The 13,655-nt window shown below is 43.5% G+C and carries 12 protein-coding genes; 1 reads left to right on the forward strand and 11 read right to left on the reverse strand.

All coding sequences use genetic code 11. From position 1 onward, the window contains the following. Positions 1-63: 63 nt before the first annotated feature. The 3 genes from tatC to tatA are packed head-to-tail and all read right to left on the reverse strand — an operon-like array spanning position 64 to position 1,487. Positions 64-840 carry a twin-arginine translocase subunit TatC gene (gene tatC, locus KUG37_RS09860; RefSeq protein ID WP_216935253.1) on the reverse strand — a complete coding sequence of 259 codons (777 nt, stop codon included), beginning with the start codon at positions 838-840 and terminating at the stop codon, positions 64-66. Next, positions 837-1,259, reverse strand: a complete 423-nt coding sequence (gene tatB, locus KUG37_RS09865) for a Sec-independent protein translocase protein TatB (protein ID WP_216935250.1) — start codon at positions 1,257-1,259, stop codon at positions 837-839. Before tatB ends, tatC begins: the two co-directional genes overlap by 4 nt. Before the next feature lie 9 nt (positions 1,260-1,268). Further along, on the reverse strand, positions 1,269-1,487 hold the full coding sequence (gene tatA, locus KUG37_RS09870; RefSeq protein ID WP_216935249.1) for a Sec-independent protein translocase subunit TatA: 219 nt from the start codon (positions 1,485-1,487) through the stop codon (positions 1,269-1,271). 186 nt (positions 1,488-1,673) lie between these two features. Here tatA and KUG37_RS09875 point away from each other — a divergent pair, with 186 nt between their 5' ends. Then, complete coding sequence (locus KUG37_RS09875; RefSeq protein WP_216935246.1) at positions 1,674-2,555, forward strand: permease; 882 nt, start codon at positions 1,674-1,676, stop codon at positions 2,553-2,555. A gap of 162 nt (positions 2,556-2,717) precedes the next feature. On the opposite strand, the gene rdgB is transcribed toward KUG37_RS09875, so the two are convergent. The 8 genes from rdgB to KUG37_RS09915 form a co-directional block, all read right to left on the reverse strand. Then, positions 2,718-3,350: an RdgB/HAM1 family non-canonical purine NTP pyrophosphatase gene (gene rdgB / locus KUG37_RS09880; protein ID WP_216935244.1), complete on the reverse strand. Its 633-nt coding sequence runs from the start codon at positions 3,348-3,350 to the stop codon at positions 2,718-2,720. A 103-nt stretch (positions 3,351-3,453) separates the two neighbouring features. Then, a complete protein-coding gene (locus KUG37_RS09885) occupies positions 3,454-4,044 on the reverse strand; it encodes a tetratricopeptide repeat protein (RefSeq protein ID WP_216935242.1) in 591 nt (196 codons plus the stop codon). After that, positions 4,041-4,634, reverse strand: coding sequence for a methionine biosynthesis protein MetW (metW, locus tag KUG37_RS09890; RefSeq protein ID WP_004278415.1), 594 nt, complete (start codon positions 4,632-4,634; stop codon positions 4,041-4,043). The genes KUG37_RS09885 and metW overlap by 4 nt, the downstream gene beginning before the upstream one ends. Next, positions 4,634-5,794, reverse strand: a complete 1,161-nt coding sequence (locus KUG37_RS09895) for a homoserine O-acetyltransferase (protein WP_216940403.1) — start codon at positions 5,792-5,794, stop codon at positions 4,634-4,636. Before KUG37_RS09895 ends, metW begins: the two co-directional genes overlap by 1 nt. A 112-nt stretch (positions 5,795-5,906) precedes the next feature. Next, positions 5,907-7,604 (reverse strand): 2-isopropylmalate synthase, encoded by a 1,698-nt coding sequence (gene leuA / locus KUG37_RS09900; RefSeq protein ID WP_216935236.1) that lies wholly within the window; start codon positions 7,602-7,604, stop codon positions 5,907-5,909. A gap of 435 nt (positions 7,605-8,039) precedes the next feature. Then, positions 8,040-8,723: a Fe2+-dependent dioxygenase gene (locus KUG37_RS09905; RefSeq protein ID WP_216935234.1), complete on the reverse strand. Its 684-nt coding sequence runs from the start codon at positions 8,721-8,723 to the stop codon at positions 8,040-8,042. 79 nt (positions 8,724-8,802) lie between these two features. Next, a complete protein-coding gene (locus tag KUG37_RS09910) occupies positions 8,803-11,031 on the reverse strand; it encodes a TonB-dependent siderophore receptor (RefSeq protein WP_216935232.1) in 2,229 nt (742 codons plus the stop codon). Positions 11,032-11,344: 313 nt separating this feature from the next. Then, a complete protein-coding gene (locus KUG37_RS09915; protein WP_216935230.1) occupies positions 11,345-13,522 on the reverse strand; it encodes a TonB-dependent receptor in 2,178 nt (725 codons plus the stop codon). Positions 13,523-13,655 lie beyond the last annotated feature (133 nt).

The following is a 13,655-nucleotide window of genomic DNA, read 5'->3' on the forward strand; positions in this document are numbered from 1 at the left end:
TAAAAAAAAGACAGCCGAGCTGCCTGAGTTAAAGCATGTTTTTTTTGTTTTGGCTCATTGCTCTTATTGAGTTTTTAAACGGCGTTTTTCGAGCAGTTTGCCTGCCAGTAAACCCAGTTCAAACAGCAGCCACATCGGCACGGCCAGCATGATCATCGACAGGGCATCCGGAGGCGTGACGAACATGGCCACAAAGAAGCAGCCCACAATAATGAATCGCCGTTTCTCTACCAGCGTCTGGGTTGAAACCGCACCAATCAGGATTAAAATCAGGGTGATAATGGGGATTTCAAAAGTAAAACCAAAGACCAGAAACAGTTTTAGACAGAAGCTGAGGTAGCTGTTAATATCTGTCATCGGGGCCACAGTTTCAGGCGAAACACTGATAAAAAAGTGCAGAATCGAGGGCAGGGCCACAAAGTAGGCAAAGCTGATCCCGGTGTAAAACAGCCCAATACTGCCGATCAAAAGCGGCAGAGCCAGACTCTTTTCTTTGGCATACAGCGCCGGCTTAATAAAAGTCCAGAGCTGATACAGAATGAACGGCATCGCGATCATCAGCGCCACAAAGAAGTTCAGCTTAAACGGTGCCATGAAGGTGGCTGTGACATCTGTCGCAATCATGGTCGAGCTTGCAGGCAGTTGTGCACGTAACGGTTCAGACAATAATTGGTAGGTTTGATTGGCAAAGGGCAGTAAGAAGAAAAACAGGCCAATCAGGACAGCAACCACTTTAAACAGATGCTTTCTTAATACCACCAAATGCTGGGTAATCGGCATCTGTTCAAGGTTCTGCGTTGCATCATCATTGGAGGCTGGTGTGGTCGGCAAGGATGTCATACGGCCACCTTCATTTTTGTATAGCGTTGTTCGGAAATTACTGTTTGAGTTGCTGCAGGCTGAGGTAGATACACGCAGGATACGGGTTGTCTCACCGGCTCATAACTGACCAAAGCTTGCGCTGTCTGTGATTTTACTTTTAATTCATCGCTTACCATCGGCTGCTGCAAATCAGTCATTTGTGCCTGCATCCTGGCTTCTAGTTCCTGGATCCTTTGCATTTCAGCCTGCATCTGTTCACGTAGCTCAGACAGCCGTAATTCACGATCAAGATCATTTTGAACATTGCTCACCATACGCTTGATCTTGCCGTACCATGTTCCGCCAAAACGTACTGCCTCAGGAAGCTTATCTGGCCCCAGTACTAAAAGAGCAATAATCCCGAAAATCAGCAGCTCGGTCATTCCGATATTGAGCATAGCGAACTCTTAACTTTTGACCGAATTTTCAGGAGTTTTGACCTGGGCATCGATGGTGCGTGGCTCTGCTAGCTTGGCCTGTTCAGCATCTTCATCTTTGACTGATTTTTTAAAGTCCTTAATCGCGCCCCCGACATCTTTACCCAGATTTTTAAGTTTTGATGTGCCAAACAATAAAATCACCACAATTGCAAAAATCAGCACATGCCAAATTGATAATCCTGCCATTATTTTATCCTCTATATTTCATGCAGCTATATCAGCAGGCTTGTATGACAATGCGGTGACGCTTTGATGACAGTTTGCCGACACAATCGCAGCACGCCGAATGATTCATAGGGAAAAATCTATCACTAGATGAAAAGTATGCTGTGCTAGCATACGGCCTGATAAGGAAACTTCAGTAGCAGTATCATGGCCTTGATTCTTCCCCTCCTGTCTTTTTTGATCGGTTATTGGGGCGTGCAATATTTAAAACCGGTTCGGCCTCTGCTGGCAGCTTTGTTGGCCCGTGTGCTGATTCCGGTACTGATTATTTACAATATGGTCTTTTATCAAGAGGGCAGTTTGTGGCTAATTGCCTTTAGCTTTTTCTGTTCCTGTCTGTTTTTTGCCTTATTTTATTTCACCCTGAAAAATAAACTACGTGCCTTATGCCTGAGCTATTTAAATGGGGCGTGGCTGGGGATTCCTTTTGCGCTGGCAGTTTTTGGACCGCAAGCGACCAGTACCGTGGTGGCGCTGTATATTGGTGGTTCTTTGTTTGGCAATGTCTGTGCCGTAATGGCAGTCAATGAAGCCAGACAAGATAGCGGCTATATTTTAAAAAATGTGCTGCTCTCACCGCCAGTGGTGGCTTTGTCGATGGCGGCTTTGTTGTCATTTTGGGATTTGAGTCACTGGCAGCAAGTACCTTGGATAGAAATGCTGTATCAAGCCAATAAAGTGCTGGTGACTTTTAGCGGCATGTGTGTATTGGGAATGTGGCTAAGCAATGTGCGAATCAGCCGTTTCGATTTACAGCACAGTCTGCAACTCATTTTCTGTCGTGGGTTATTTGCCATTTTACTGTGTGGCGCAGCTTATTTTTATTTGCCTATTCCGCAACAGGCACTGACCTATGCGGTGATGCTGATGTTCTTTTTATTGCCGCCTGCAGCCAATATTGTGGCTCTGGAAACCCATTATCAGGGAACCGGGCATTCCGCCAAATATATTGCTTCGGGAACTTTGGCGAGTGCGATCTTGATTGCCCTATATGGAGTGGTGTTGCATTTATTCATGCCGGGATTATAAAAGCATAAGGGAAAATATAAGAAAAACTCTCTCTCCCAAAGGGAGATGGTTAGAGGGAAGGTGTAAAGGTTTTAGGTAAGGATGATTTTCCCTCTCCTTTAAGGAGAGGATTAGGGAGAGGTATATTCTTTATATTCAACTCCCTCTAACTCCTTTGAGAATTTAGATTGATTTCTCTAGACTCGCCTTAAACAGCTGCATTGCCTGACCACGATGGCTGATTTTATTTTTCTCGGCCTTGCTCATTTCTGCACTGGAAATCCCCAGTTCCGGCAACCAGAACAGTGGATCATAACCAAAACCATTTTCACCACGTGCAGCTTCCAGAATTTCTCCGTGCCAGATGCCCTGGAAAATTTGTGGCAATGGATCTTCAGCATGTTGTACCAATGCCAGTACACAAACAAACATGCCTTCAATGACTTCGCCGTTTTGACGCAGTAGTTTAAGGTCAGCGAGCAGCTTTTCATTATTGGCTGCATCATTACCATGTTCCCCGGCATAGCGTGCCGAGTAAATGCCTGGAGCTCCGCCAAGAACCGGCACACAAATTCCTGAATCATCCGCAATAGCCGGTTTTCCGGAAATTTTAGAAGCATGGCGGGCCTTAATAATGGCATTTTCTACAAAGCTTAAACCGTCTTCGATCGCATCTTCGATATTCAGCTTACCCTGAGCCACGACTTCAACCGGCAGTTGTAGCTCGGCAAACAGTTTTTCAAACTCGGCAATTTTACCTTTGTTATTACTTGCCAGTACCAGTGTGCCTTGGGATAACCAGTCAGTTGAAGCCATGTCAAAACTCATTATTAGATGAAGAATGGGCGCTATTTTAGCAATGGATGAAGAGCTTGCGGCAATAAAAAAGCACCCGAAGGTGCTATTTATACAATTCAGCTTATTGTGCCTGAATCCATCTGTCAGCACGGTCACGCGCCTGACGGATCTGTTCTTGGGTCAGGTTGGCTGCCAAGGCAGTTTTTCTGCCTTCAGACAGTGTAATCACTTTATTGTCGAGCATGCCGTCACGGGTAGACAGTTCATACCACTGGTAAGCGCCCATATAGTTTTTCTTTTTCTCTTCCATCATAGCCAGGTTAAAGCTGGCACGGTTATCGCCACGGCTGGCTGCTTTTTCAAAATACTGACGAGCCAGAGCTTCATCTTTTCTGGTGCCCAGCCCATCTGCCAACATACGGCCGACATTCAGCTGTGCAACCGCTAAACCTTGATCCGCAGCAGCTTTATACCAGGCAAATGCCTGTCGTTCATCTTTCTGGATATCTTTACCATACTGGTATTTGGTGGCCAGATAAAACTGTGCCCCGGCCTGACCAGCCGTCGCTGCTTTGGTCAGACGATTGATATCCATGATGGAATACTGAGCCGCTTGACTGGCAACAGAAGGACTAGGTGCAACATAATCTGCATGGGCTTGCATGCCAAAAAGTCCAGCCAGTAGCGTCGTACTTAATAATAATTTTTTCATAGCGCGCTCACTCGATAAATTGCGACTTCACCAAATAGATTAGGGAGATGCTTGCTGAGCAAACTATCTTCTTGATTCCCGTTCACAGCGAGTCGATTAATAATTTTAATGTTATTTTCCGCACAAAGTGCTTCAAAGTCACGAAATGTACATAAGTGGATATTCGGGGTGTTATACCACATATATGGCAAGGCTTCAGAAACCGGCATTCTCCCTTTGATTGCCAGGAAAGAACGGGTCTTCCAATGCGCAAAGTTCGGAAAGGTAATAATCGCCTGTTTCCCCACACGCACCATATCACGCAATAAGACGTCAGGTGCATCTACAGCCTGCAAAGCTTGTGCCATGACCACATTGTCAAAAGACTGGTCAGCAAAGCGGCTTAAGCCGAGGTTTAAGTCTTGCTGGATGATATTTAACCCGCGACTGACCGCAATTGCAATCTTTTCCTGATCAATTTCTAATCCGTATGCACGAATATCGTGCTTTTTGCTCATTTGTGCCAGCAATTCACCATCACCACAACCGAGGTCAAGTACGCTAGAACCGGGCTTGATCCACTTTTCAGCGAGCTGTTGATCGATACGCATTATACGGTCTCCTTCGGTGTTGCTTTCAGGAGTGCTTCACCCCCCAGGAATGCACGCAAAGATTTTACATACAGTGGAATAGGGAACAGGAAGGAATCATGGCCCTGTTCGGCATCAATATCCAGATAGCTGACAGGTTTGTGACTGCTAATTAAAGCATCCACGATTTCTTGCGAGCGGGCAGGGGTAAAACGCCAGTCAGTCGTAAATGACACCACCAGGAATTTGCACCGGGTATTGGCCATGGCTTTTTTCAGTGACTGTTCATATTCACGTGACGGATCAAAGTAATCTAGTGCCTTGGTCATAATCAGATAAGTATTGGCATCAAAGTTACGGCTGAACTGTTCGCCCTGATAACGCAAATAGCTTTCGACCTGAAATTCAACGTCAAAGCCATACATAAATTTGCCAGATTTTAAATCACGGCCAAACTTCTGCTTCATGGCTTCTTCTGACAGGTAGGTAATATGACCGACCATGCGCGCCAGAATCAGACCGCGTTTTGGATAGCTGTCATTTTCCAGATAACGCCCGTTATGGAAGTCCGGATCAGACAAAATTGACTGACGCGCCACTTCGTTAAAGGCAATATTCTGTGCAGACAATTTTGGTGCGCTGGCAATAATCACGCATTTTCTTAAACGGTTCGGATAATCCACTGACCATTGCAGTGCCTGCATGCCACCCAGTGAACCACCAATGATGGCATCCCAGGTATCAATCCCTAATCGGTCTGACAGCAGAGCTTGGGTTTTGACCCAGTCACGGACCGTGACGAGTGGAAAATCCGGGCCATAAGGACGGTGATCATTTTCAGGATTTGGCGATGTAGGACCAGTAGAGCCACTACAACCCCCAATATTATTCAGGGAAACGACAAAGAATTTTGAAGTATCAATGGCTTTTCCGGGACCGATACATGAGTCCCACCAGCCGGCTTTTTTATCATCTTCATGGTGATAACCTGCAGCATGGTGATGACCGGAAAGGGCATGACAAATCAGGATGGCATTTGACTTATTGGCATTTAAAGTACCGTAAGTTTCGACCATGATGTCAAAACGGGGGAGGATGCGACCACATTCAAGCTCTAATGGCTCTTCAAATTGGAACTTTTGTGGGACAACAAGGCCCACTGAGTCAGCTGGAAAAGACACGGGGAGGATTCGCCTTAAATCTTTAGTATGAATAATAAAAGGATACCACTAGCGGATATCCTTCTAAAGTCATTTTAGTGCTATGAATTATCGCTAATTCTAATAGAGCCTGTTAGACCGCAGCTGCAATCACCTGATCCGTGCTTAATACACCTTGATCAATCAGACGGTTGGTACATGCAATAATCGCTTCGATCGAAGAGGTCACGATGTTGTCATGTACCCCTGCACCAAAGGCAGATTTACCCATACCTTTGACCTGAAGTTCAATCAAGGCCAAAGCTTTGGCATGCGCACCCGAACTGATGCTACGCTCTTCATAGTTCACGACATCAATCGGCAATTGAAGTGCATCCAAAATCGCTGAAATTGGACCATTGCCTTCACCGCGAACACGGCGTGACTGACCATCAATTTCAAGATCAAGCTCGATGACCTGATTGCCGTTATCATCGGATAATTTATAGTTTTGGGTCGAGTAATGTGTATTTTTTACATCCACATAGGTCTCTTTAAACAATTTCCAGATCTCGGTCGCAGAAATTTCAGTCCCTTGTTCATCGGTACGTTTCTGTACAATTTGCGAGAATTCGATTTGTAAACGACGTGGTAAGGTTACGTTGTAATTCGCTTCTAACAAGTAGGCAATACCGCCTTTACCTGACTGTGAGTTAACACGAATGACTGCATCATAGTCACGACCCAAGTCTTTTGGATCGATTGGTAAATATGGCATATCCCACATTTCTTGGTCTTTCTGGAACTCGAAACCTTTTTTGATTGCATCCTGGTGCGAACCCGAGAATGCAGTAAAGACTAAATCGCCCGCATATGGATGACGTGGGTGCACTGGCAAACCGGTACATTCTTCAACCGTCGCGATAATTTCGTTAATGTTGGAGAAATCCAGGTTTGGCGCAACGCCCTGGGTATACATGTTCAATGCGATTGCAGCAACGTCAACATTACCGGTACGCTCACCATTACCAAATACACAGCCTTCAACACGATCGGCACCGGCCATAATCGCCAATTCAGATGCCGCGATGCCGCAACCGCGGTCATTATGGCAGTGAACTGAAATAATCACGCCGTCACGGCGCTGAATGTTACGGTGCATCCATTCGATTTGATCGGCATAGATATGTGGACCTGAGACTTCAACCGTTGCTGGCAAGTTCAAGATCACCTTATTGGTAGGACTCGCTTCCCAGATTTCAGTTACAGCATCACAGACATCTTTTGCCACTTCTAATTCAGTCGCAGTGAAACATTCCGGGCTGTACTGGAATACAAATTCAGTTTCAGGCTGTTTTGCTGCATATTCTTTCACTTTCTGTGCAGCATTGATGGCCAACTGTTTTGCACCGGCAATATCTACGTTCAATACTTTTTCGCGGAAAGTCGGTGAGTTGGAGTTATAGATATGCACAATCGCACGTTTCGCGCCTTGTAAAGACTCAAACGTACGTTGAATCAAATGATCACGTGCCTGTACCAAAACTTCGATGTAGACATCATCCGGAATATGACCTTCTTCAATCAATTTACGGGTGAAATCGAAATCAATTTGTGATGCTGAAGGGAAGCCGATTTCAATATGCTTGAAACCGATTTTCACCAACATCTGGAACATCTTGAATTTCTGCTCCATGTTCATTGGCTCGAAGATCGCCTGGTTACCATCACGCAGGTCGGTACTCATCCAGATTGGCGCTTTGTTAATTTCATTGTTCGGCCATTGACGGTCTGGTAAGTCCACACGTTGATACATGCGACGGTATTTTTTACTTGGATCAGCCAACATCATGAGAGAGCTCCTTGTGTAACCTGAAGCCTGTACTGGATTGAAGCACTGGCAAAGGTTACGGAATAGATTTTGTCTATAATCGTCTGCATGCAGATTGGAACCAGGGTTAAAACTAAAAATCTTCTGAAATATTTAGGATTTAGTTTTAATCACAAAACCTGCATGATTAACTTATAACTTATAACTTTAAGTTTAATCCAGTTAAACCGAAAAGTTTTTGCTTTTTTTATGGATTTTAGTCGTATCTCAATAAAGATTTTCTTATAAAGTTTGATTGACGAATTTTTTTTTCATATATTTCTGCTATGGCGTTTTATATTTTCTTGATTTTAGCAATATGCATTATTTTTTGCGCTCAATAACGCAATCTCGCAATATGTTTTGATAGAAAACAGATGCAGACATTTCAGAAGGTCATTCAAGCTATAAGGTCTGTTAAAGCTCAGCCCATTTTCGCATTAAGTTGTGATACAGATTGGTCAGTTTCATGACTTCGGCGTGCTGATCGCCTAGTTGCAATCTTAAACTTTGAATGCTTTGATCCAGATTAAACAGCATATGACGCTCTGCATCATCTCGAATCATGCTTTGCACCCAGAAAAAAGAGGCAATTCGACAGCCTGACGTGATTGGGGTGACTTCATGCAAGCTGGTAGATGGATAGAGAATCATATCTCCGGCAGGCAGTTTCACTTCGTGATAGCCATAGGTGTCTTCGACCACCAGTTCACCGCCCTCATATTCTTCCGGCTCACTCAAGAAAACCGTACAGGATAAATCTGTTCTGAGCCGCTCATTTGTCCCGCGTATGCGGCGAATCGAATTGTCGACATGAAAGCCAAAAGCTTCATTGTTTTCATAGCGGTTAAACAAAGGTGGAATAATATCCAGTGGAATTGCTGCCGATAAAAATAAAGCATGCTGTCCTAGGGATTCAAGAATGATATTGCTTAAATGATGGGTCAGCGGATGGTCTTCAGGCAATTGCTGATTCTGTTTCACCGTTGCAGAGAGGGTGCCAGCAGTGACCTTGCCATTGACCCATTCGATTTTATTCATCTCCTCACGGAAATATTGCACTTGCTCTTTGCTCAGTACGTTTGGAATATGATGCAGCACGAAGACTTCCCGAATATTTTAGTTTGGAAATAGCATAGCCTCAATTTAGAGGCTATGCAGATTTATTGCTCAAGAGTGATCAGTATTTAAAGTTGACTGCCAAGACTGCACTACGACCTTCAGCTTCAGTCGCATAGTGAGATGCATACGCTTTGGTGAAGTAACGTTTGTCGGACAGGTTGTTCACGTTCAATTGCAGGTCCACATTCTTGTTTACGTTATAACGAGCCATGGCATCATAACGGGCATAACCTGGAACCCACTTCGTATTGGCTGGATCACCATACACTTTATCCATTGCCACAGCGCCCGTACCTAAAGTTAAAGTAGGAGTTACAGCATACGTAGTCCAAAGGGTCGCAGAATTTTTAGGCACACTCTGCATTTGTTTACCTTTGGCGGGGTTGTCAGGTGTACATACGCCTTGACGGTTACAAGATGGACCTGGGTTCACATTTTCACTGTCCAGATAAGCATAACCAGCAGATACAGCCCATTTATCGGTAATTTGGCCATTTAACCCTAGCTCAATTCCGTCCACTTGGGTTTCGCCGCCATTGGTATATGTGCCAGCATCCAGTTGAATCCGCGTATTTTGTTTTTCAGTACGGAAAACGGCAGCAGTTAAATTCAGTTTTTCATCTAACAAGTCCCACTTTGTACCGATTTCAAAGGTACGGCTCTCTTCAGGATCCAGATCCTTATAGGCTTGGCCAATCGCTTCTGAACCATCGCCGCCATCAATACCTACTGGATTAGCAGAAGTTGCATAACTCGCGTAGATAGAACCATTTTCAACAGGTTTAAATATTAAACCAGCTTGATAGCTAAAGAAGTCGGTATTATTTTCAATAGAATCGCCACTAGCATTTGTGGTTTGCTTGGTATCAAATTTATCCCAACGTGCGCCCAAGTCCAATAACCATTGAGAATTAATTTCAATATTATCTAAGAGATAGACAGATGTAGTCTCGGTCGTGGTTGTAGTGAGATTTTTGTTGGCTGCGGAAGAGCCCAACCATTGATCACGTGAGTTTGGATTAGTTAATGATGTACACCATGCATCGTTGCTAGTACAGTCGCTGTTGAAACCACCTGTGGTGGTACCTGGATAGCCTGGATAACTTGTTAAGTAGTTACCTTTGTCAGATTCTTGGTCCGAGTATTCTGCACCGACATTAAAGCTATGTTGAAGTGAACCGGTATTGAATTTACCTGTTAAAGCAAGCTGGTCTGTAAAGATGCTGGTATCGGTAATACGTGAGTTAATACGACGCCAGACTTTATCATTTAGTACGTTACCTTTAGAGTCATCTGGCTGAGTCCATAAGTAGTCGTTCTTGGCGGTGCTATATACCGCTGTATTGCTCAGGGTCAGGTTGTCGGTTAAATCGTGTTCCAGTTTGATGGTACCGATTTGATTTTCCTGTTTCTGGAAATCACGACTTAATAAACCATAATAAATGCCTTGTTTTACATCGACAGGTTTACCAGTAGCAGTATTGTCTGCAGAATTCCAATATGGAACACCCGAATCAGGCGTGTCATCAGTTTTTAAGTAGTAATAGCTTAAAGTCGCACGTGTAGGGGTATCCAGACCAAATGTAATACTTGGTGCAATACCGGCACGTTTATATTCGGCACCATTTTTCTGGCCAGCTTTTTCATTATGGTGGCCCATCACTGCCACACGTGCTGCGATCCCATTTCCGAAATCTTTATTGGCATCTAAGGTAATACGTTGATAGTTGTCAGTGCCGCCAGCGACTGAGCCTTCTAAAAGGTCGCCTTTCTTCGCAACTTTAGAAATCATGTTGATACTACCGCCGGTCGTTCCTGCCCCGCCCATGGCAGACGCAGACCCTTTGGTCACTTCAACCTGCTCAACAGCAAACATTTCACGGTTTTGTGAAGTAGCGTTCCGCACGCCGTCTACATACATGGAACTTTCAGAGTTATAACCACGAATAAACGGACGATCGCCATTTGGATTACCACCTTCACCTGCGCCCAAGGTAATACCCGGTACAGTACGCAAAGCATCACTTAAAGTAGTGACTTGCGTATCTGCGATCAGCTGTTTTGAAATCACTGAAACTGACTTTGGTGTGTCGAGTAAAGGAGCAACAAATTTGCTGTTCGCAGATTGATCTACTTTTAAACTGGGTGCTGGTTCGGCTTTGACTTCTTGATGAATAGTTTCTAACTGGATCACCTGTTCTTCTGCCATCGCATTTGCAGTGACAATGGATAAAGACGAAACAATTGCAGAGGAAACGATTTTTTTACGTGTTTTAATGAAGGTCATGTTAAACCTAAGAACGGAATATTAAAAATGTATGCGAATAATAATGATTCTTGTTTTTATTTTTATCTTTTTATCATGGGAATTGATGATCTTCAGGAAAATGTTAAATGAGATTTCAAATGTAATGATATAACAGTTTCATATAAGATTATGTTTTTAATAAATATTGATAAAATTATATAATCTATAATTTTTTATTGAGAATAATGATGATGAAATGAGTCCATTATTTAGCAGTTATTTGGAAAGCATTAATCGCTGAGTAAGCAAAAAACCCTGCCAGGACAGGGTTTTAATAACTTTCACTTAAATATTAGAAGTCGTATGAAACAGATAGCCAGTAGTTACGGCCTGGAATGTAAGTACCCGTTGTACTAGAACCAATGTCTAAGTATTTATAACCAGTGGCAGTTTGTTGACGACCACGGTTGTCTAAATATTCATATGATTTTGCCCCTTCGGTAAAATCTTTGTCCAGTAAGTTGTTCACGGCCATATTCAGACGTAATTGATCACTGACGGTATAACTTGCACCGAGGTTGAATACGCTATAGCCCGCTAACTTGTCACCAAATAATTTATATTCTTCATAGTCGCTTGAGCCTAAACCTGAAGCAGGTGCTGTTGGCGTAGTCAGGAAGCGTTGACGATCAGATTTATATTCGTACTGTAACCATAAGTCTACAGCAGGCACCAGATGCCATGTCGAAGTGAGGTTAAAGGTATTACGTGGTTGGTTATTATAATAAGTACCTTCATTTTCTCCATCAGTAATTTTACTTCTGGTATAGGTATAGGCAGCTTTCATATCCCATTCAGGCAAAATGCTGTATTGCAAAGTTGCTTCTGCACCATAAACTTTGGCTTTATTCGCATTCACGCTGGTTGAACATGAGCTTGCAGTTAAGCATTCAGCTGATACAGGAAGATTCTCTGAAACAATCGCATCTTTAATCTGGTTGTAAAAACTGGTTGCCGTGAAATTGATATTATCTGTCGGCTGTAGATTAAAACCTAATTCATAGTTGGTCGATGTTTCAGGCTTTAAGTCAGGGTTACCAAATGTCAGATTTTGTCCCTGTCCACTGAGGCCAACAACGCCGTCATAAAGGGCTTTCGCAGAAGGTGCTTTATAGCCTGTGCTGACACCACCTTTGATGGTCAGCATGTCATTGGTATTCCAGACAAGATATGCACGCGGGCTAAAATGACCGCCAAAACCTGAGTGATCTTCAAAACGACCACCATAGGTTAAACTTAAACTATCCAATAGGCGCCATTCATCCTCAGCATAAACTGACCAGGATTTTTTATCGAATTCGTCTACACCAGTCGAATACAGGGCGATATTATCTTTATTAGTTTGCTCTTTGTATTCCGTACCCACGGTTACCTTATGCGCACCCAAAGTTGAAATAATATGGCTGTCTGCAATTAAATCGGTATTTTTTAACACCCGATCTGCACCAATTTGAGCATTTCCGGCAGGTAATGCAGCTGAAGGTATAGTCCGGCCTTTGGTTTCGGTTTCTGAGTGGCTAATATAGGTATTCCACTGACCAAAGCTATAGTCACCATCATGCCCAATTGCAACCTGAGTACGATCAAAAATTAATTTATCTTTATAGCCATTTGCAGTTGTTTCAGTGTCTAGATTACCTAAACGATTGTCTTCATTTTTATAGTTTTGGTGACTATAGAATGAGTCAAGCCATAAGGCGTTTTGATCATCTACTTTATAGGTTAGTTTACCGCCAACATCATAATTGTGAGCAGTCGTTGGACGTGGATCACGGCCAGTTGAGCCTTCGACACGGTCAGACTGACCACGGTCATAATAACTACCGCGAAGCTGCAGGCCAAGCACATCGTTGACTAATGGACCATTCACCAAGAAGCTGGTTTTCCATGAATCTGCCTCAGCGCCATGTTCCATAACGTTGCCACTGACAGTAACGTTAGCATTCCACTCATCTGATACTTTTTTAGTGATGATATTAATGACACCACCCATCGCATCTGAACCGTATAGTGTCGACATTGGCCCACGAATCACTTCAATACGCTCAATGGCTGAAAGGGGTGGCATAAAGCCTGTCGCTGCTTCACCAAAACCATTTGGGGTAACATCAGTTGATGTTGTTTGACGACGGCCATCAATCAAAATGAGCGTATCATCAGCATTCATACCGCGGATGCTGACATTTAATCCTGCAGTTTTACCTACGCCATTACGCACATCGACCCCAGGGATATCAACCAAGAGGTCCGCAATATTGGTAGCATTCTTACGTTCAATATCTTCTTTAGTGATCACGCTAATTGAGGCAGGGGCATCTTTTAATTGTTGTTCAAAACCTGATGCAGAGACCACAATGGTAGATAAGGTGGTAGTTGGAACGTTTGAGGTACTATTTGTCTCTGCAAAAGCAGAGGTTGCTGTGACCCCAAGAATTGCCAACGTAAGTGGACGAAGACTAAAACTATGCATGACCAAATTCCCGAACCGAAGAATAAATTAGTATTGTTGCTTAAATAAGAAACTGGATATTAATGATAGTACTTATCATTTGCAATAAAAATATACAATTCCTCCCTTTAAATTGGGTTGACTGAATATTTAA

It is taken from the genome of Acinetobacter sp. BY419 (assembly GCF_019038395.1).
GTDB lineage: Bacteria > Pseudomonadota > Gammaproteobacteria > Pseudomonadales > Moraxellaceae > Acinetobacter.

Bases quoted from the DNA above. Each gene is read 5' to 3' on its own strand.
- tatC (WP_216935253.1), bottom strand. From the start codon at position 840: ATGACATCCTTGCCGACCACACCAGCCTCCAATGATGATGCAACGCAG.
- tatB (WP_216935250.1), bottom strand. From the start codon at position 1,259: ATGCTCAATATCGGAATGACCGAGCTGCTGATTTTCGGGATTATTGCT.
- tatA (WP_216935249.1), bottom strand. From the start codon at position 1,487: ATGGCAGGATTATCAATTTGGCATGTGCTGATTTTTGCAATTGTGGTG.
- KUG37_RS09875 (WP_216935246.1), top strand. From the start codon at position 1,674: ATGGCCTTGATTCTTCCCCTCCTGTCTTTTTTGATCGGTTATTGGGGC.
- rdgB (WP_216935244.1), bottom strand. From the start codon at position 3,350: ATGGCTTCAACTGACTGGTTATCCCAAGGCACACTGGTACTGGCAAGT.
- KUG37_RS09885 (WP_216935242.1), bottom strand. From the start codon at position 4,044: ATGAAAAAATTATTATTAAGTACGACGCTACTGGCTGGACTTTTTGGC.
- metW (WP_004278415.1), bottom strand. From the start codon at position 4,634: ATGCGTATCGATCAACAGCTCGCTGAAAAGTGGATCAAGCCCGGTTCT.
- leuA (WP_216935236.1), bottom strand. From the start codon at position 7,604: ATGATGTTGGCTGATCCAAGTAAAAAATACCGTCGCATGTATCAACGT.
- KUG37_RS09910 (WP_216935232.1), bottom strand. From the start codon at position 11,031: ATGACCTTCATTAAAACACGTAAAAAAATCGTTTCCTCTGCAATTGTT.
- KUG37_RS09915 (WP_216935230.1), bottom strand. From the start codon at position 13,522: ATGCATAGTTTTAGTCTTCGTCCACTTACGTTGGCAATTCTTGGGGTC.